Origin of the sequence: Actinomadura rayongensis, from assembly GCF_009831215.1 — a bacterium.
Taxonomy (GTDB): Bacteria; Actinomycetota; Actinomycetes; order Streptosporangiales; family Streptosporangiaceae; genus Spirillospora; species Spirillospora rayongensis.
The window spans coordinates 1332532-1349476 of record NZ_WUTW01000001.1 but is presented as its reverse complement, the minus strand read 5'-3'; the positions used below and the strand labels follow the sequence as shown (position 1 = coordinate 1349476).

At 73.5% G+C, this 16945-nt stretch carries 14 protein-coding genes; 7 read left to right on the top strand and 7 right to left on the bottom strand.

Annotation, left to right across the window (positions count from 1 at the left end; genetic code table 11):
- Positions 1-31: 31 nt before the first annotated feature.
- Positions 32-2257: a catalase/peroxidase HPI gene (gene katG / locus GQ466_RS06335; protein ID WP_161101775.1), complete on the top strand. Its 2226-nt coding sequence runs from the start codon at positions 32-34 to the stop codon at positions 2255-2257.
- A 19-nt stretch (positions 2258-2276) separates the two neighbouring features.
- Here the strand turns inward: katG and GQ466_RS06330 are convergent, their stop codons facing one another.
- Complete coding sequence (locus GQ466_RS06330) at positions 2277-4670, bottom strand: preprotein translocase subunit SecA (protein WP_161101774.1); 2394 nt, start codon at positions 4668-4670, stop codon at positions 2277-2279.
- A gap of 486 nt (positions 4671-5156) precedes the next feature.
- Positions 5157-6371, bottom strand: coding sequence for an ROK family transcriptional regulator (locus tag GQ466_RS06325; RefSeq protein WP_161101773.1), 1215 nt, complete (start codon positions 6369-6371; stop codon positions 5157-5159).
- 242 nt (positions 6372-6613) lie between these two features.
- Here GQ466_RS06325 and GQ466_RS06320 point away from each other — a divergent pair, with 242 nt between their 5' ends.
- The 6 genes from GQ466_RS06320 to GQ466_RS06295 all read left to right on the top strand — a co-directional run bounded on the left by GQ466_RS06320 (position 6614) and on the right by GQ466_RS06295 (position 12485).
- Complete coding sequence (locus GQ466_RS06320; protein ID WP_161101772.1) at positions 6614-7879, top strand: extracellular solute-binding protein; 1266 nt, start codon at positions 6614-6616, stop codon at positions 7877-7879.
- Between the two features lie 9 nt (positions 7880-7888).
- Positions 7889-8857 carry a carbohydrate ABC transporter permease gene (locus GQ466_RS06315; protein ID WP_161101771.1) on the top strand — a complete coding sequence of 323 codons (969 nt, stop codon included), beginning with the start codon at positions 7889-7891 and terminating at the stop codon, positions 8855-8857.
- A complete protein-coding gene (locus GQ466_RS06310; RefSeq protein ID WP_161101770.1) occupies positions 8854-9696 on the top strand; it encodes a carbohydrate ABC transporter permease in 843 nt (280 codons plus the stop codon). Before GQ466_RS06315 ends, GQ466_RS06310 begins: the two co-directional genes overlap by 4 nt.
- Positions 9693-11132 (top strand): glycoside hydrolase family 3 protein, encoded by a 1440-nt coding sequence (locus GQ466_RS06305; protein WP_161101769.1) that lies wholly within the window; start codon positions 9693-9695, stop codon positions 11130-11132. The genes GQ466_RS06310 and GQ466_RS06305 overlap by 4 nt, the downstream gene beginning before the upstream one ends.
- A 101-nt stretch (positions 11133-11233) precedes the next feature.
- On the top strand, positions 11234-11698 hold the full coding sequence (locus GQ466_RS06300) for an RrF2 family transcriptional regulator (RefSeq protein ID WP_161101768.1): 465 nt from the start codon (positions 11234-11236) through the stop codon (positions 11696-11698).
- A 1-nt stretch (position 11699) separates the two neighbouring features.
- Complete coding sequence (locus tag GQ466_RS06295; RefSeq protein WP_161101767.1) at positions 11700-12485, top strand: DNA-formamidopyrimidine glycosylase family protein; 786 nt, start codon at positions 11700-11702, stop codon at positions 12483-12485.
- A gap of 48 nt (positions 12486-12533) precedes the next feature.
- On the opposite strand, the gene GQ466_RS06290 is transcribed toward GQ466_RS06295, so the two are convergent.
- From GQ466_RS06290 to rimO, 5 genes are all read right to left on the bottom strand, one after another.
- On the bottom strand, positions 12534-13001 hold the full coding sequence (locus GQ466_RS06290) for a Dps family protein (RefSeq protein ID WP_161101766.1): 468 nt from the start codon (positions 12999-13001) through the stop codon (positions 12534-12536).
- A gap of 154 nt (positions 13002-13155) precedes the next feature.
- Positions 13156-13506 (bottom strand): helix-turn-helix domain-containing protein, encoded by a 351-nt coding sequence (locus GQ466_RS06285; protein ID WP_103563544.1) that lies wholly within the window; start codon positions 13504-13506, stop codon positions 13156-13158.
- 117 nt (positions 13507-13623) lie between these two features.
- A complete protein-coding gene (locus tag GQ466_RS06280; protein ID WP_161101765.1) occupies positions 13624-14913 on the bottom strand; it encodes a CinA family nicotinamide mononucleotide deamidase-related protein in 1290 nt (429 codons plus the stop codon).
- 46 nt (positions 14914-14959) lie between these two features.
- A complete protein-coding gene (gene pgsA, locus GQ466_RS06275; RefSeq protein ID WP_161101764.1) occupies positions 14960-15532 on the bottom strand; it encodes a CDP-diacylglycerol--glycerol-3-phosphate 3-phosphatidyltransferase in 573 nt (190 codons plus the stop codon).
- A complete protein-coding gene (rimO, locus tag GQ466_RS06270) occupies positions 15529-16932 on the bottom strand; it encodes a 30S ribosomal protein S12 methylthiotransferase RimO (protein WP_161101763.1) in 1404 nt (467 codons plus the stop codon). The genes pgsA and rimO overlap by 4 nt, the downstream gene beginning before the upstream one ends.
- Positions 16933-16945 lie beyond the last annotated feature (13 nt).

The following is a 16945-nucleotide window of genomic DNA, read 5'->3' as shown; positions in this document are numbered from 1 at the left end:
CGACCACCCCCGCCCCCGGAAGGGAAACGGCATGTCCGAGAACGAAGGCGACGTTTACCAGACGAACACCGACAGCGCGGGCGGCTGCCCGGTCGCGCACGAGCGCGCCCCCGAGCCCGTCCAGGGCGGCGGCAACCGCGGCTGGTGGCCGAACCGGCTCAACCTGAAGATCCTCGCCAAGAACCCGGCGGTCGCGAACCCGCTCGGCGCGGACTTCGACTACGCGACGGCGTTCAGCGGACTCGACCTGCCCGCCGTGAAGCGGGACATCGCCGAGGTCCTGACGACGTCCCAGGACTGGTGGCCCGCCGACTTCGGCCACTACGGCCCGTTCATCATCCGGATGGCGTGGCACAGTGCGGGCACGTACCGCATCGGCGACGGACGCGGCGGCGCCGGATCCGGCCAGCAGCGCTTCGCCCCCCTCAACAGCTGGCCCGACAACGGCAACCTCGACAAGGCACGCCGCCTGCTGTGGCCGGTCAAGAAGAAATACGGCCAGAGCCTCTCCTGGGCGGACCTGATGATCCTCGCGGGCAACGTCGCGCTGGAGTCGATGGGCTTTCAGACCTTCGGCTTCGCGGGCGGACGCGAGGACGTGTGGGAGCCCGAGGAGGACGTCTACTGGGGCCCGGAGACGACGTGGCTCGACGACGAGCGCTACTCCGGCGACCGCCAGCTGGAGAGCCCGCTCGGCGCCGTCCAGATGGGCCTGATCTACGTCAACCCCGAGGGCCCGAACGGCAACCCCGACCCGGTCGCCGCCGCGCGCGACATCCGCGAGACGTTCCGCCGGATGGCGATGAACGACGAGGAGACCGTCGCGCTGATCGCGGGCGGCCACACGTTCGGCAAGACGCACGGCGCGGGGCCCGCCGACCACGTCGGCCCCGAGCCCGAGGGCGCCCCGATCGAGGAGCAGGGCTTCGGCTGGAAGAACTCCTACGGCACCGGCAAGGGCGCCGACGCGATCACCAGCGGGCTGGAGGGCATCTGGACGCCCACCCCCACGACCTGGGACAACAGCTTCTTCGAGACGCTGTTCGCCTACGAGTGGGAGCAGTTCAAGAGCCCGGCGGGCGCGTGGCAGTGGCGGCCGAAGGACGGCGCGGGCGCCGGGACCGTCCCGGACGCGCACGACCCGTCCAAGACGCACGCCCCGACGATGCTGACCACGGACCTCGCGCTGCGGTTCGACCCGGTCTACGAGCCGATCTCGCGCCGGTTCGCCGCCGACCCCGCCGCGTTCGCCGACGCGTTCGCCCGCGCCTGGTTCAAGCTGACGCACCGCGACATGGGCCCGGTCGTCCGCTACCTCGGCCCCGAGGTCCCGTCCGAGACGCTGATCTGGCAGGACCCGCTCCCCGAGGCGGACCACCCGCTCGTCGACGACGCCGACGTCGCGGACCTCAAGTCGCGCGTCCTCGCGTCCGGCCTCACGGTGTCCCAGCTCGTCAAGGCCGCGTGGGCGTCGGCGTCGACGTTCCGGGGCGGCGACAAGCGCGGCGGCGCCAACGGCGCGCGGATCCGCCTCGAACCGCAGAACGCGTGGGAGGTCAACGACCCCGACGAGCTGGCGGTCGTCCTCCGCACGCTGGAGGGGATCAAGGACGCGTTCGACGCCGCGCAGACCGGCGGCAAGAAGATCTCGCTCGCCGACCTGATCGTCCTCGCGGGCGCGGCGGCCGTCGAGCAGGCCGCGCGCGACACCGGGCAGGACGTCACGGTGCCGTTCACGCCCGGCCGCACGGACGCGTCGCAGGAGCAGACCGACGTCGAGTCCTTCGCCGCGCTCGAACCGGCGGCGGACGGCTTCCGCAACTACCGCGGCAAGGACCAGCGGCTGCCCGGCGAGTACCTCCTGGTCGACCGGGCGAACCTGCTGACGCTGAGCGCGCCGGAGCTGACCGTGCTCGTCGGCGGCCTGCGGGTCCTCGGCGCGAACCACGGCGGGTCGTCGCTCGGCGTGCTCACCGACCGGCCCGGCGCGCTGACGAACGACTTCTTCGTCAACCTGCTGGATCTCGGCACGACGTGGCGGCCGGTGGCCGGGGACGCCGAGACGTTCGAGGGCGTGGACGCGTCCGGCGCCGTCCGCTGGACGGGCAGCCGCGCCGACCTGGTGTTCGGCTCGAACTCCGAGCTGCGGGCGCTCGCCGAGGTCTACGCCAGCGACGACGCGCGGGCGAAGTTCGTGACGGACTTCGTCGCCGCGTGGGACAAGGTCATGAACCTCGACCGGTTCGACCTGCGCTGACCCGCCCGTCCGGGGCCGCTCAGGACGAGCGGCCCCGGCGGCCGGTGAACATTGCGACGAGGCCGCGGAAGGCCCGTTCGTCCAGCGTGCCGAACGGGTTGTCGTGCGCGATGTACGTCCACGTCGCGGTGGGACGCCGGACGCCCGCTGCCGTCAGGTCCACGTCCGGGGGCAGGGCGTTGAACGCCTCGACGGCGGCGTCCCGCGCGTCGGCGAGCAGGCGCTTGCCCGCCGGGACGGCCTCGCGGTTGAACTCCACCAGCGGGTCCAGGCCCCGGCCGAGCGACCGCAGGTGGATGCCTTCGCGCAGGTCCGCCAAGTAGGCCAGATGGCGCGACCAGGTGCGGTCGAGGTGGAACAGGACGAGCTGGCGGGCCGCCGCCGCGACCGCGTCCTCCCCCGCCGCGTCCGTCAGCTCGCGGTGGTGCGCGGCGGCGCGGTCGCGCATCAGGGCGTCCCCCGCGTCGCCGCGCAGGACGCGGTCGCGCTCGGCGAGGACGTCTTCGCGCTGCAGCCCGATCAGGTGGTTGTAGCGCCACGTGTTGCGGTGGATCTCCAGGTCGACGCCCTCGGCGACGCGCTGGGCGTGGCCGGCGATCCAGTGCGCGCCCTTGTCGGTGACCAGGCCGTCGTCGGCGGTCGGGCCGTCGTAGGTCTGGTCGGGCGCGTAGCGGGTGACGAGGTCGTCGGTCAGCGCGGTGAGGAACACCGAGCCGCCGGGATCGCCCTGGCGTCCGGCCCGGCCGCGGAGCTGATCGTCCAGCCTGCTGCTGTGGTAGTGGCCCGTTCCGACGACCAGCAGGCCGCCCGCCTCGGCCGCCCGGTCGCGGTCGGCGCCGTCCGCGCCGCCGAGCCGGATGTCGGTGCCGCGCCCCGCCATCTGCGTGGACACGGTGATCGCCCCGTACGCGCCCGCCTCGGCGATGATCGCGGCCTCGGCGGCGTCGTTCTTGGCGTTGAGGACGACCGGGTCCAGCCCGGCCCGGCGCAGCCGCCGCGCGAGCCGTTCGGACGCCGCGACGTCCGGCGTCCCGGCCAGCACGGGCCGTCCGGCGGCGTGCGCGTCGGCGATGACCTCGACGACGGCGACGTCGCGGTCGTCGGCCGTGGCGTAGAGGCGGTCGGGCTCGTCCACGCGGATGCGCGGCCGGTTCGGCGGGACGACGACCACGTCCAGCTCGTAGAACTCGCGCAGCTGCCCGGCGACGGCGAGCGCGGTGCCCGTCATGCCGCACCGCACCGGATAGCGGCCGATCAGTTCCTGGACGGTGATCGAGTCCAGGATCTCCCCGCCGGGCGACGCCGCGAGCCGCTCCTTGGCCTCGACCGCCGCGTGCAGGCCGTCCGGCCAGCGCTGGAGCAGCGCGACGCGGCCCCGGGACTCGCTGATCAGCTTCACCGCGCCGTCCCGGACGATGTAGTCGACGTCGCGGTGCAGCAGCGCCTCGGCGTGCAGGGCGAGGTTGACGGCGGTCAGCGTCGGCAGGTGCGCGGGCGCGTACAGGTCGATGCCGCCGAGCGCGCGTTCGACCTCGCGGGCGCCGGCCGGGGTGAGCTGGACATTGCGCGCCTCCTCGTCCGTGGTGTAGTCGCGGCCGGGCCGCAGCCGCCGCACCAGCTCGGCGTGGTCGCCCGGGAGGTCGGTCGGGGTCGGTTGGTCGGGGGATACTGCGAGGTCGGTCGGGGTCGGTTCGTCGGGGGACACTGCGGTATCGGTGGTGGGTTCGTCGTCGGCGTTTCCGGCGAGGACGAGCGGGACCATCGCCTCGTCCACCAGCACCGAGTCCGCCTCGTCGATGAGCGCGACGCCGGGCTCGGGCAGGACGAGCGCGTCCGGGTCGGTGGCGAGGCGGTCGCGCAGCAGATCGAAGCCGACCTCGCTGACCGGCGCGTACGTGATGTCGGCGGCGTAGGCGGCGCGGCGCTCGTCCGGCGCGGACTCCTGCACGACCCAGCCGGACGTCATGCCGAGCAGCGCGTGCAGCGGGCGCATCCACTCGGCGTCGCGGCGGGCGAGGTAGTCGTTGACCGACAGGACGTGGACGCGCCGTCCGCGCAGCGCGTGGCCCGCGGCGGCGAGCGCCCCGGCCAGCGTCTTGCCCTCGCCGGTGGCCATCTCGGCGACCCGTCCCGACAGCAGCGCGAGGACGCCGACGAGCTGCACGTCGAACGGCCGCTCGCCGAGCGCGCGCCGCGCCGCCTCCCGGCCGAGCGCGCAGAACGCGGCGAGGTCGGCGTCGGCGCGCAGGCCCGTTTCGCGCAGCTCGGCGACGGCGGCGGTGAGGGCCGCGTCGTCGAGGGCGCGGACGTCGTCCTCACGGCGTCCCGCCTCGGCCACGACGGCCTGGAGCGGGCCGATGTCCGCGCTCCCCGGCCGCTGCGCCAACCTGCGCAGGCGCTCCCGCAGGGCCATGCGTCCTCCTCGCCGGGTTCCAGGGCCTCCCGCGCGGCGCCGCCGGGAGGGCGGACGAGCCGCCGCCGGCCGCGCGGACTCGCCCCGCCCCGAAGGTAACGCGCGCGGCCGGCGCCCGCGCGTTCCGCCCCCGGGGCGTCGGCCGAAGGTCGCACCGCGAATTCGTCCTCTGGGTGGATCCGGCGTGCCAGACGGGGCTGGGAAGATGAGGTCATACGGGGTTTGCGGCGGGACGGGGAAAGCCCGCCGCGGAAATCAGGAGTCGCCATGACACCGACGGCACGTTGGGCCGCCGCGCAACGACGCAAGCGCGAAATCATCAACCGGACCGTCCTGGACCGTGCCCTGCACGACCCGCGACGCGTCCCACCGGTCGCGGCCACGGCACCGCAGCCGCAGAAGTAACCCGCGCGCCGCCGCCCCCGCACGGCGCAGGGCGGCTGCGCGGTGCGGGTTCGGGGGCCTGGGTGTGGGAGGTCGGGCGGGTCAGGAGGCGAAGACCTCGTCGCGGGCCTGTTCGACGGCGGCGTGGAGGGCGCCGCGCAGGACGGGCGGGCCCTCCACCTCGCTGACCGCCACGGCGGGGCGGGTCGGGCTGATGCGTCCGACCACGCCCTCGATCCGGGTGGCCAGCGGACGGCCGCCGGCGACGCCGAGGCGGCCTGACAGGACGACCAGGCCCGGGTCCAGCACGATGTTCACCGAGGTCACGCCGTAGGCGATGCGGTCGGCCAGCTCGTCCAGGAACGCGGCGCCGCGCGACTCGTCGGCGGCGGCGGCCCGGACGCAGGCGACGGCGGTCGGCTCGGTGAAGCCGTGCGCGTGGGCGAGGCGGCGCACCGCGTCCGCGCCGACCAGCGAGCCGTAACCGCCCGCCAGCGCGGGAATGCCCCACGAGGTCGACTCGGTGACGCCCTCGGCGGCGTCGGGGGCGCGGCGCGCCGTGCCCACCGGCAGCGGCGCGCCGGGCACGGGCAGGTAGCCGATCTCGCCCGCGCCGCCGAACCGTCCCCGGTGCAGCCGTCCGCCGAGCATCACCGACAGGCCGATGCCCCGGTCCAGCCACACCAGCGCGAAGTCCTCGGCGGACGCCGCCGCCCCGTAGGCCCGTTCGGCGAGCGCGGCGAGGTTGACGTCGTTCTCCAGCGTCACGGGCGCGCGCAGGTCCGACCGCAGCGCCGCGAGCACGCCCGCGTGCCAGCCGGGCAGGTCGAACGCGAACTGCACGTCCCCCGACCGCGGGTCCACGACGCCGGGCGTCCCGATGACGAACGCGCTGAGCCGCCCCACCGCGACGTCCGCCGACGCGCACGCCTTGACGACGGCGTCGTGGACGAGCGGCGCGGGCGCGTCCGTCCCGTTCGGGTCGACGGTGACCCGCGCGACGACCCGGCCCGTGATGTCGGCGACGCCCGCCGTCACCCCGTCCGGCCCGACCTCCAGCCCCGCCACATAGGCGCTCGACGGCACGACCGCGTACAGCGCCGCGTTGGGCCCCCGGCCGCCCGCCTGCTCGCCCGCGACCTCGACCAGCCCGCGCTCCTCCAGCCGCGCGAGGAGCTGCGACGCGGTGACCTTCGACAGCCCCGTGTGCTCGCCGATCTGCGCCCGCGTGAGCGGTCCCCGGCTGAGCAGCAGGTCCAGCGCCGCGCGGTCGTTCAGCTCGCGCAGCAAACGCGGTGTTCCGGGCCGTCGGGTCATGCTTCGACCACCTCGATGTCTCAATCCGCTAACGAGCCGTTTTAAATAGGAAACTTTCTTGTTAGTTTACGCCCCAGGCGCCCGACCCGGTCCCCCGGGGGAGGCGCACCGAGCGCCACTGGCGAGCAGGGCGCCCGCGAGCGGTGCGACGGCGACCACGGCATGGCTGGACCCTACGGGTTCTCCGCGTCGGGGCACGAAGCACTGCAGGCCGGGCGGGCGATGCCGGAAAGGAACCCCCAGTGAAATACACCAGGATCGCGGCGACGACGGTCGCGATCGCCCTGGCCGCCTCGGCCTGCGGCGGCGACAAGAAGGACGGCGCGGACGCGGGCAAGGACCCCGCGCAGCTCAAGGTCTGGATGATGGGCGACGGCACGCCCGAGCAGACCAAGTTCCTCGACCAGGTCGAGACGGAGTTCCGGCAGAAGCACCCGAACACCGACGTCCAGGTGAAGTACGTCCCATGGCCGCAGGTCGCCACCACGTTCCAGAAGGCCGCCGCCGGCGGCGAGGGGCCGGACGTCACCGAACTCGGCAACACCGACGTCCAGTCCCACATCGAGCAGGGCAACCTCCTCGACATCACCGACCAGGTCGCGGGCTGGGCCGACGCGGGCAAGCTCAACAAGACCGCCCTGGAGAACGACAAGGCGGACGGCAAGACCTACGCGCTCCCCTGGTACGGCGGCGTGCGCGGCGTCTGGTACCGCAAGGACTGGTTCGACAAGGCCGGCATCACCGCGCCCAAGACGTGGGCCGAGCTGACCGCCGCCGCCAAGAAGGTCCAGGACGCCCAGAAGGTCCCCGGCATCGGCGTCCCGACCGACCAGACCAACGCGCTGCTCAGCTTCGTCTGGGGCGCGGGCGGCGACATCGCGGCCAAGCAGAACGGCAAGTGGGTCGGCCAGTTCACGTCCCCGCAGGTCAAGGACGCCGTGTCGTACTACACGGGCCTGATCACGACGGACAAGGTCGCGCCGGAGAAGTACGTCGGCAAGAACGAGCTGCAGGGCCCGCAGACCGACTTCGCGCTCGGAAAGCTCGGCATGTACATCGACGGCAGCTGGGCCTTCGCCCAGATGAAGAAGATCGCTCCGAAGAACGCCGACAAGTGGGCCGTCTTCCCGATCCCGGCGAAGAACGGCGGCAACGCCCCGGCGCTCGCGGGCGGCTCGGACGTCGCCGTCTGGAAGGACACCAAGGCGCCGAAGGCCGCGTTCGACTACGCCACCGTCCTGAACAACGCCAAGAACGCCGCCGCGTGGGCCGACATCAGCGGCTTCTCCTCGATGCGCTCGGACGTCCGGTTCTCCGACCCGAGGCTCGCCGTGTTCACCGACATCGCCGCGAACACCAAGTTCGCGCCGATCAGCTCCGGCTGGGGCGAGTTCGAGCAGAGCAAGAAGGTCGTCCCGAACATGCTGAAGGCGATCGTCCAGGGCAAGCCGATCGACGACGAGCTGAAGAAGGCCGACGAGCAGGCCAACACGCTCCTCAACCCGTAAGGGGACGAGATGCTCGACACCGCGTCCGCGGTGGGGAAGGCGCCGGACCGGGGCGATCCCGGTCCGGCGCGCTCCCGCCGCCTCCGCCCCGGGCCGTATCTGCTGATCCTGCCCGCGCTGGCCGTCATCGCCGTGCTGATGCTGTGGCCGATCGGCCAGATCGGCGTCATGTCGCTGCAGAAGATCGGCAACCGGCAGCTCCGCGGCGAGCCCGCCGAGCACGTCGGCCTGGAGTACTTCCGGACGATCTTCGCCGACCCGTTCTTCTGGCAGACGCTCCGCCACACCGTCCTGTTCGCGGCCGTCGCCGTGACGCTGACGATGACCGTCGGCACGCTCATCGGCCTGCTGCTCAACCGGCTCGGCCGCCGCATGGCCAACCTGGTCGCGGGCGGCGTGCTGGTCGCGTGGGCGACGCCGCCGGTCACCGCCGCGATCATCTTCTCCTGGCTGTTCGGCACGACCGGCGGCCTCGTCAACTGGCTGCTGGACCGCCTCCCCGACGCCCTCGTCGGCGGCGGCTGGCCCGACCACAACTGGTTCGCGACCCCGCTGTCCACCTACACCGTGCTGACGGTGTGCGTGGTCTGGCAGGCGTGCCCGTTCGTCGCCGTGTCGGTGCTGGCCGGGCTCAAGAGCGTCCCGAGCGAGCTGTACGAGGCGGCGCGCGTGGACGGCTCGGGCCCGTGGCGGTCGTTCTGGACGATCACCGTCCCGCTCCTCAAGCCGATCTTCATGGTGCTGATCGTCATGTCGGTGATCTGGGACTTCAAGGTGTTCACCCAGCTGTTCGTCATGTCCGGCCTCGCCAACCGCGACGCCTTCAACCTGTCGCTCTACGCCTACTCCGAGGCGTTCGGCTCGCTGAACCCCAAGCTCGGCATGGGCTCGGCCATCGCGGTGGTGCTCACGCTGATCCTGCTCGTCGTCACGGCGGTGTACGTCCGCGTCATGGTCCGGCAGGGGGAGACGGCATGAGGCACCGGAAACTGCGCGCGGCGGGGTTCAACGTCCTCGGGCTCGCGGTGTTCGCGCTCGCGGTGTTCCCCGTCTTCTGGATGGTGTCGACCGCGTTCAAGCCCGACGACGCCATCTTCAGCACGACGCCGAAGCCGATCACGCTGCACCCGACGCTCAGCCACTTCGGCGACGTCCTCGGCAACCCGGTCGCGGAGGTGTCCTTCTGGACGTACTTCCGTAACAGCCTGGTGCTGGCCCTGGTGACCGTCGTGGCGTCCGGCCTGCTGGCGCTGCTCGCGGCGACGGCCGTCGCCCGGTTCCGGTTCCGCTTCCGGACGACGTTCCTCGTGCTGCTGCTGATCGTCCAGATGGCGCCGCTGGAGGCCCTGGTCATCCCGCTGTTCCTGGACCTGCGGCGGCTGGACCTGCTGAACAGCCTCAGCGGCCTCGCCCTCGTCTACATCGGGTTCTCGGTGCCGTTCGCGGTGCTGATGCTGCGCGGGTTCGTCGCGGCGATCCCGAAGGAGTTGGAGGAGGCGGCGGCGCTGGACGGCGCCGGCCCGGTGCGGGTGTTCTTCAGCGTCCTGCTCCCGCTCGTCGCGCCCGGACTGGTCGCCACCAGCATCTTCTCCTTCATCACCGCCTGGAACGAGTTCCTCTTCGCGTTCACGTTCCTCGACGACCAGGACAAGGCGACCCTGCCGATCATGATGCAGTACTTCTTCGGGCACAGCGGGAACGCCTGGGGCTCGATCATGGCCGCGTCCACGCTGCTCACGCTCCCCGTCATCGTGTTCTTCCTCGCGATCCAGCGCCGCATGGTGTCCGGGCTGACCGCCGGGGCGGTGAAGGGATGAGCGACGAACTGTCCCGGCTGGCCCGCGCCGCGCTGCTGCCGGGCTTCGCGGGCGCCACCGCCCCGCGCTGGCTCCTGGACGAGCTGGACCGCGGCCTCGGCGGCGTCACCCTGTTCGCGATCAACGGCAACGTCCCCGGCCCGGACGCGCTCGCGGCGCTGACCGCCCGGCTGCGCGAGGTCGCGGCCCCGATCGTCACGATGGACGAGGAGGGCGGCGACGTCACCCGCCTCGGCGGCCACCTCGCGGCCAGCCCCTACCCGGGCAACGCCGCGCTCGGCGCCGTGGACGACCCGGACCTGACCCGCCGCGTCTACCGCTCGCTCGGCGCGGAGCTGGCCGCCGTGGGGGTGAACGTCAACTTCGCGCCGTCGGTGGACGTCAACACCGCCGCCGCCAACCCCGTCATCGGGACCCGCTCGTTCGGTTCGGACCCCGAACTGGTCGCCCGGCACGCCGCAGCCGCCGTCGCCGGGACGCAGGAGGCGGGCGTCGCGGCCTGTGCCAAGCACTTCCCCGGCCACGGCGCGACGGTCGAGGACTCCCATCTCGGCGTCCCGATCGTGGACGCCGACCTGGACCTGCTGGACCGGCGCGAGCTGGTGCCGTTCCGCGCGGCCATCGCGGCAGGCGCCCGGGCCGTGATGACCGCCCACCTGGACCTGCCCGCGATCACCGGCGGCGTGCCCGCGACCCTCTCCCCCGCCGTGATCACCGGGCTGCTGCGCGAGCATCTCGGCTACCGGGGCGTGATCGTCACCGACGCCCTGGACATGAAGGGGGCGAGCGGCGCGATCGGGATCCCGGAGGCGGCCGTCCGGGCGCTGCTGGCGGGCGCGGACCTGCTGTGCCTCGGGCCGCGCGAGCACGCCGACTCCGTCCGGGCCGTCCTGGCGGCGATCACCGGGGCCGTCCGGTCCGGGCGGCTGCCGCTGGAACGGCTCGCCGACGCCGCGTCCCGCACCGAGGCGCTCCGGCGTCCGCCCGGCACGCCGGACGTCCGGCCGGACCGGGCCGCCGGGCTGGACGCCGCCCGCCGCGCCCTCCGCGTCACCGGGACGCTCCCGGTCTTCGCCGCGCCGCCGCTCGTCGTGGAGCTGTCGGCGGACGGCAACATCGCGGTCGGGCCGACGCCGTGGGGGCTCGGGCCGTACGCGCCGGACGCCGTCCGGGCCGACGGCTCCCCCGCCGAGGCCGCCGGCCTGGTGGAACGTGCCCGGGGGCGCGGGCTGGTGATCGTCCTGCGGGACGCGCACCGGCACGCGGGACAGCGCGCGCTCGCTTCCGCGCTGCTCACGGCCCGTCCGGACGCCGTCCTCGTGGAGATGGGACTGCCCGTCTGGCGGCCGGAGGGGGCCGTCCACGTGGCCACCTACGGGGCCGCCGCCGCGAACGCGCGCGCCGCCGCCGAATTGCTCGAACTTACCGCCGCGTAAAGCCCGCTGACCTGCGGTCCGGCCACGGGGGCGCCGGACCGCACCGGCCCTTGGCGGGGAGGTAAGCCAGACCAGTCAGATCGACAAGGGATAATACGAGCATGCGATTGTCCGCCCGGGTCGACTACGCCCTGCGCGCCGCCGCCGAACTCGCCGTCGCCGGAGACCGTCCGGTGACCGCGGTCCAGCTCGCGGAAGCGCAGCAGATTCCGCCCAAGTTCCTCGAGAACATTCTCGGCCAGCTCCGCCGGTCCGGCCTGGTGCGCAGCCAGCGCGGCCCGGAGGGCGGCTACTGGCTCGCCCGGCCCGCCGGGGACATCATGCTCGCCGACATCATCCGCGCCATCGACGGGCCGCTGCTCGGCGTCCGGGGCGAGCGCCCCGAGCACGTCGGGTACGAGGGTCCCGCCCGCTCGCTGCAGGAGGTGTGGATCGCGCTGCGCGCCAGCGAGCGCGGCATCCTGGAGACCGTGTCGCTCCAGCACATCGCCGAGGGGCGCCTGCCCGATCCCGTCCAGAAGCTGACCGAGGACCCCGCCGCCTGGGAAAGCCCGTCCTTCCTCTGACGTGCCCGAAGGCGACACCGTCCGGCTGACCGCCGCGCTCCTGGACGCGGCGCTCACCGGGCACGCCCTGACGCGCGCCGAACTGCGCGTGCCGCGCCACGCCACCGCCGACCTGCGCGGGCGGACGGTCGTGTCCGTCGCCTCGCGCGGCAAGCACCTGCTCATCCGGGTGTCGGGCGGGCTGACGATCCACGTCCACCTGCTGATGGAGGGGCGGTTCCACGTCGGCGCGGCCGGCGCCGCGCCGCGCGGCCACCGGGTACGGCTGGTGCTCGGCACCCGCGACGCGCTGGCCGTCGGGACGTCGCTGGGCAAGCTCGACCTGCTCCCGACGGCCGAGGAGTCCCGCGTCGTCGGGCACCTCGGTCCTGATCTGCTCGACCCGTCCTGGGGCCCTGAGTTGGCGGACGAGGCCGTCCGGAACCTGCGCGCCGCGCCCGAGCGCGCGATCGGCGAGGCGCTGCTGGATCAGCGGGTGCTGGCCGGGATCGGGAACGTCTACAAGTCCGAGATCCTGTTCCTGCGCGGCGTGAGCCCGTGGACGGCCGTCCGGGACGTCCCGGACCTCCCGGCCGTCGTGGACCTCTCCCATCGCCTCCTGGACGCCAACAAGGCCCGCCACGGCCACATCACCACCGGCGACCGCCGGCCGGGCCGCGAACACTGGGTCTACGGCCGCGGCGGACGCCCCTGCCGCCGCTGCGGCACGCCCGTCCGCCGCGCCGACCAGGCGTCGGACGTCGGCGAACGCGTCACCTTCTGGTGCCCCGCCTGCCAGCCGTCCTGAACAGGACGGCCCCGGCCCTGTCCGGGCCGGGGCCGTGCGAGTCGATGATCAGGACTGGGCCTGGAACATCCAGTGCTGCTTTTCGAGGCTCGCGGTGATGCCGATCAGCAGGTCCTGGGTGATCGGGTCGGGCTCGTCGGTCGCCGCGACGCGCTCCCGGAAGCGCGCGATGATCTGCGCCAGCGCGTCGGTCACCGCCGCCACGACCTTGTCGTCGTCCAGATAGCCCGATTCGAGCTGCGGGATCTCGGTGCGGTCGGCGACGGTCCGCGCGCGGCCGTCGGGGTTCACGCCGATCGCGATCGCGCGCTCGGCGACGTCGTCCTGCGCCTGCCGGGCGAGATCGACGATCTCGTCCAGGTGCTCGTGGACGACCTTGAAGTTGCGGCCGGTGAGGTTCCAGTGCGCCTGTTTGGCGTACAGGGACAGATCGATCAGATCGACCAGCGCCCCCTGCAGCGCGTCCCCCGTCACCTTCTGCGCCGACTCGCTCAGCGGGCTCTTGATCGCCGCCATCGTGGGACTCCCTCCGTCGTAACCGGTCCGTCCGTTATCAACGTCAGACCTGCCCGCATATGCCGCGCATACGCGTGAAACCGCCCACAGGGCGGGACGGACCCGGGCGACGGCGCACGACGCACCGTCCCGGGTACCCCACGTGCGACCGCCGTCAGGCGGCCACCATGTCGGCGCGGAACTCGCCGGTGATCTCCTCGGGCGTGGCCGGGATCTTCTCGGTGAGCCGCTCGTGCTCGGGCGCGCCCGCCATCACCGGCTCGTGCTGCAGCTCGGCGAGGGCCAGTGCGTCCGCGACCTCGCGCAGGACGTGCGACAGCGGCACGCCCAGCGCCTTGCAGATCGACGCGAGCAGCTCCGACGAGGCTTCCTTCTGCCCTCGCTCGACCTCGGACAGGTATCCGAGGGAAACCCGTGCCGCCGCGGACACCTCGCGGAGGGTGCGTCCCTGGCGCAGCCGCAGCTGCCGCAGTACGTCACCGAGCAGCTGGCGAAGCAGGACCATCGTCTCGCTCCCTCCCTCAGTTCGGACCATCTACCGCTTCCACCGTACCCGCCCGGAGGGCGGGCATGGCAGACCGGCGATTTCGTGTTCGCTCGGAACGTAACGCTGTAATCAGCCCTACTCTTCCGGATCTTTACGAGCGTGCTGGGTTCCCGGCTCGGCGTCAAGCCCGAGAATCGTGCGCCGGAGCAGTTCAAGGGCCTGGACGACCGTCATCCGGCGCACGACGCCCCGCGCCTCCGGCCCACCGGCGGCCACGGGGAGTCGCGGACTGATCACGACGGGTTCGGTGCCGGGTCCGGCCACGCCGACGTGGACCGTGCCGACCGGCTGCCCGTCCTGGGGGTCCGGACCGGCCACGCCGGTGACGGCGAGGCCATAATCCGCGCCGATCCGGTCCCGGACGCCGACGGCCATGAGCGCGGCCACGTCCGGGTGGACGGCCCCGTGCCGCTCCAGCAGCTCGGCGGGGACCCCGAGCAGCCGGTGCTTCAACTCCGTCGCGTAGACGACCTCGCCGCCCGCGTAGGTCGCCGATGAACCGGGCATCTCGGTCAGCTCCGCCCCGATCAGCCCGCCGGTCAGCGACTCGGCCGTGGCGACGGTCGCGCCGCGCTCGGCCAGCAGGCGGTGGACGACCCGGTCGAGAGATTCGTCGCCCGTCCCGTAGACGGCGTCGCCGAGCAGGTCCCGCGCGGCCCGCTCCGCCTCGGCGAGCAGAGCTTCGGGGTTCTCGCCCGCCGCCGTGATCCTGATCCGGACCTCGCTCGGGGACGGCAGGTACGCCAGCCGCACGCCGTCCATGCGCTCCACCGGGGCCAGCCGCGTCGCGACGACCGACTCCCAGATCCCGGCCGTCCGCAGCGTGCGCCGCGCGACCGCGGGCAGCCCGGCGCGCTCCTCCAGCTCGGGCAGGACGGTCGCGTCCATGAGCGTCCGCATCTCGTACGGGACGCCCGGCAGCGCGTACACCACGCCGCCGCGCAGGTCGAACCGCAGCCCCGGCGCGCTGCCCTCGGAGTTCGGCAGGACGCGGGCGCCCTCGGGGACGTCGGCCATGCGCAGCGCCATCGGCTCCAGCGTCCGTCCGGCCGCCGCGACGCGCTCGCGCAGCCGCCGCTCCAGCGCCGGGTCGCGGACGAGCGCCGCGCCCGCCGCCTTCGCCAGCGCGTCCCGCGTGAGGTCGTCGTAGGTGGGGCCGAGGCCGCCGGTGGTGATGACGACGTCGGCCCGGCTCAACGCGCTCTCGACGGCCGCGACGATGACGTCCAGCTCGTCGCCCACGACCACGCTGCGCGTCACGTCCACGCCGTGGTCGGCGAGCCGCCGGCCGAGCCAGGCGGCGTTGCCGTTGACCACGTCGCCGATCAGCAGCTCGTCCCCGATCGTGAGCAGTTCGACGCGCATCGGCACTCCCGCCTGTCGGTGGTCCTCAGGCGTCGAAGATACGCCGTCAGGCGGCGCGGGCGGCCCGGCGCAGCCGCCACGCCTGGACGAGGTAGTCCGCGCCCGTCACCGTCGTGACGACCACCGCCGCGCCCATCAGGACGAACCGGACGGGGTCCAGCGGCCCGGGCAGGATGAAGAACCCGATCGCGAGGACCTGCAGCATCGTCTTGAGCTTGCCGCCCTTGCTCGCCGGGATCACCCCGTAGCGGATGACGACGAACCGCAGCAGGGTGATACCGATCTCCCGCACGAGGATCACGATCGTCACCCACCACCACAGCTCGCCGAGCACCGACAGCCCGATGAGCGCCGCGCCGGTCAGCGCCTTGTCGGCGATCGGGTCGGCGATCTTGCCGAAGTCGGTGACGAGGCCGTGCTTGCGCGCCAGATCGCCGTCGATCTTGTCGGTGACGGACGCGACCGCGAACACCGCGAACGCGGCGAGCCGCCAGCCGGTGCCGTCCTGGAGCAGCAGCCACAGGAACGGCGGCACCAGGGCGATGCGGACGATCGTGAGCAGGTTGGCGACGTTGTAGAGGCTGGGCGGATCGTCCGGCCGGGGGGAGCCCGGCGTCACGCGAGGTCCGCGACCAGATCGACGCCGTCGCTGCCCGTCACCCGGACGGTCGCGAGGTCGCCGAGCGCCAGCCCCGTGCCCCGCACGAGCACCGTGCCGTCCACCTCGGGCGCCTGGTGCTCGCCGCGGCCCTCGAAGGCGCCGTCGTCGGTCTTGTCCTCCACGAGGACGCGCAGCTCGGTGCCGACGCGGTCCTCGGCGCGCTGGGCGGTCAGCTCGTCGGCGAGGTCGGTCAGCTCGGCCGTGCGGCGCGCGACCTCGTCGGGGTCGACCTTGCCGGGCAGGGACGCGGCCTCGGTGCCGTCCTCGTCGGAGTAGCCGAACACGCCGATCGCGTCGAGCCTGGCGTCCTCCAGGAACGCGGCCAGCTCGGCGAAGTCGTCCTCGGTCTCGCCGGGGAACCCGACGATGAAGTTGGACCGGACGCCCGCCTCGGGCGCGAGGTCGCGGACGCGGTCCAGCAGCTCCAGGAAGCGCGGACGGTCGCCGAACCGCCGCATCGAGCGCAGCACCGGGCCGCTCGCGTGCTGGAACGACAGGTCGAAGTAGGGGGCGACGCCGGGCGTCCCCGCGATGACCTCGATCAGCCCGGGCCGCAGCTCGGCGGGCTGGAGGTAGCTCACGCGGACGCGCTCGATCCCGTCCACCGCCGCGAGCTGCGGCAGCAGCTTCTCCAGCGCGCGCAGGTCGCCGAGGTCCTTGCCGTAGGACGTGGAGTTCTCGCTGACGAGCACGACCTCCCGCACGCCGTGCCCGGCCAGCCAGCGCGCCTCCTCCAGCACCTCCGCCGGGGGCCGCGACACGTACGCGCCGCGGAACGCCGGGATCGCGCAGAACGTGCAGCGCCGGTCGCAGCCGGACGCGAGCTTCAGCGGCGCCACCGGCCCGCCGCCGAGCCGCCGCCGCAGGACGCGGGGCCCGGACGCGGGCGCCAGGCCGTCCGGCAGCTCGCCGTGTCCCGGGACGGCGACGTCGGACGCGCGCCGCTCCACCGGGCTGATCGGCAGCAGCGTGCGGCGGTCGCGCGGGGTGTGGGCGTCCCGGCGGCGGCCCGCGAGGACGTCGTCCAGCCGCGTCCCGATCTCGGCGTAGTCGTCGAAGCCGAGGACCGCGTCGGCCTCGGGCAGCGCGGCGGCCAGCTCGGCGCCGTACCGCTCGGCCATGCACCCGGCGGCGACGACCTTCGCCCCGGAGTCGTGCGCGGCCAGCAGGGTGTCGATGGAGTCCTTCTTCGCGGCCTCGATGAACCCGCAGGTGTTCACCACCACGACGTCGGCGCCCTCGGCGGACTCGGTGAGATCCCAGCCGGCGCCCTCCATGCGGGCGGCCAGCTCTTCGGAGTCGACCTCGTTGCGGGCGCAGCCGAGCGTGACGAGGGAGACGGTGCGGCGTGTGGGCATGCCCCCTAAGGTA

Excerpts from the sequence above, each read along its gene's own strand:
- katG (WP_161101775.1), top strand. The coding sequence starts at position 32 with ATGTCCGAGAACGAAGGCGACGTTTACCAGACGAACACCGACAGCGCG.
- GQ466_RS06330 (WP_161101774.1), bottom strand. The coding sequence starts at position 4,670 with ATGGCCCTGCGGGAGCGCCTGCGCAGGTTGGCGCAGCGGCCGGGGAGC.
- GQ466_RS06325 (WP_161101773.1), bottom strand. The coding sequence starts at position 6,371 with ATGACCCGACGGCCCGGAACACCGCGTTTGCTGCGCGAGCTGAACGAC.
- GQ466_RS06315 (WP_161101771.1), top strand. The coding sequence starts at position 7,889 with ATGCTCGACACCGCGTCCGCGGTGGGGAAGGCGCCGGACCGGGGCGAT.
- GQ466_RS06310 (WP_161101770.1), top strand. The coding sequence starts at position 8,854 with ATGAGGCACCGGAAACTGCGCGCGGCGGGGTTCAACGTCCTCGGGCTC.
- GQ466_RS06305 (WP_161101769.1), top strand. The coding sequence starts at position 9,693 with ATGAGCGACGAACTGTCCCGGCTGGCCCGCGCCGCGCTGCTGCCGGGC.
- GQ466_RS06300 (WP_161101768.1), top strand. The coding sequence starts at position 11,234 with ATGCGATTGTCCGCCCGGGTCGACTACGCCCTGCGCGCCGCCGCCGAA.
- GQ466_RS06290 (WP_161101766.1), bottom strand. The coding sequence starts at position 13,001 with ATGGCGGCGATCAAGAGCCCGCTGAGCGAGTCGGCGCAGAAGGTGACG.
- GQ466_RS06285 (WP_103563544.1), bottom strand. The coding sequence starts at position 13,506 with ATGGTCCTGCTTCGCCAGCTGCTCGGTGACGTACTGCGGCAGCTGCGG.
- GQ466_RS06280 (WP_161101765.1), bottom strand. The coding sequence starts at position 14,913 with ATGCGCGTCGAACTGCTCACGATCGGGGACGAGCTGCTGATCGGCGAC.
- rimO (WP_161101763.1), bottom strand. The coding sequence starts at position 16,932 with ATGCCCACACGCCGCACCGTCTCCCTCGTCACGCTCGGCTGCGCCCGC.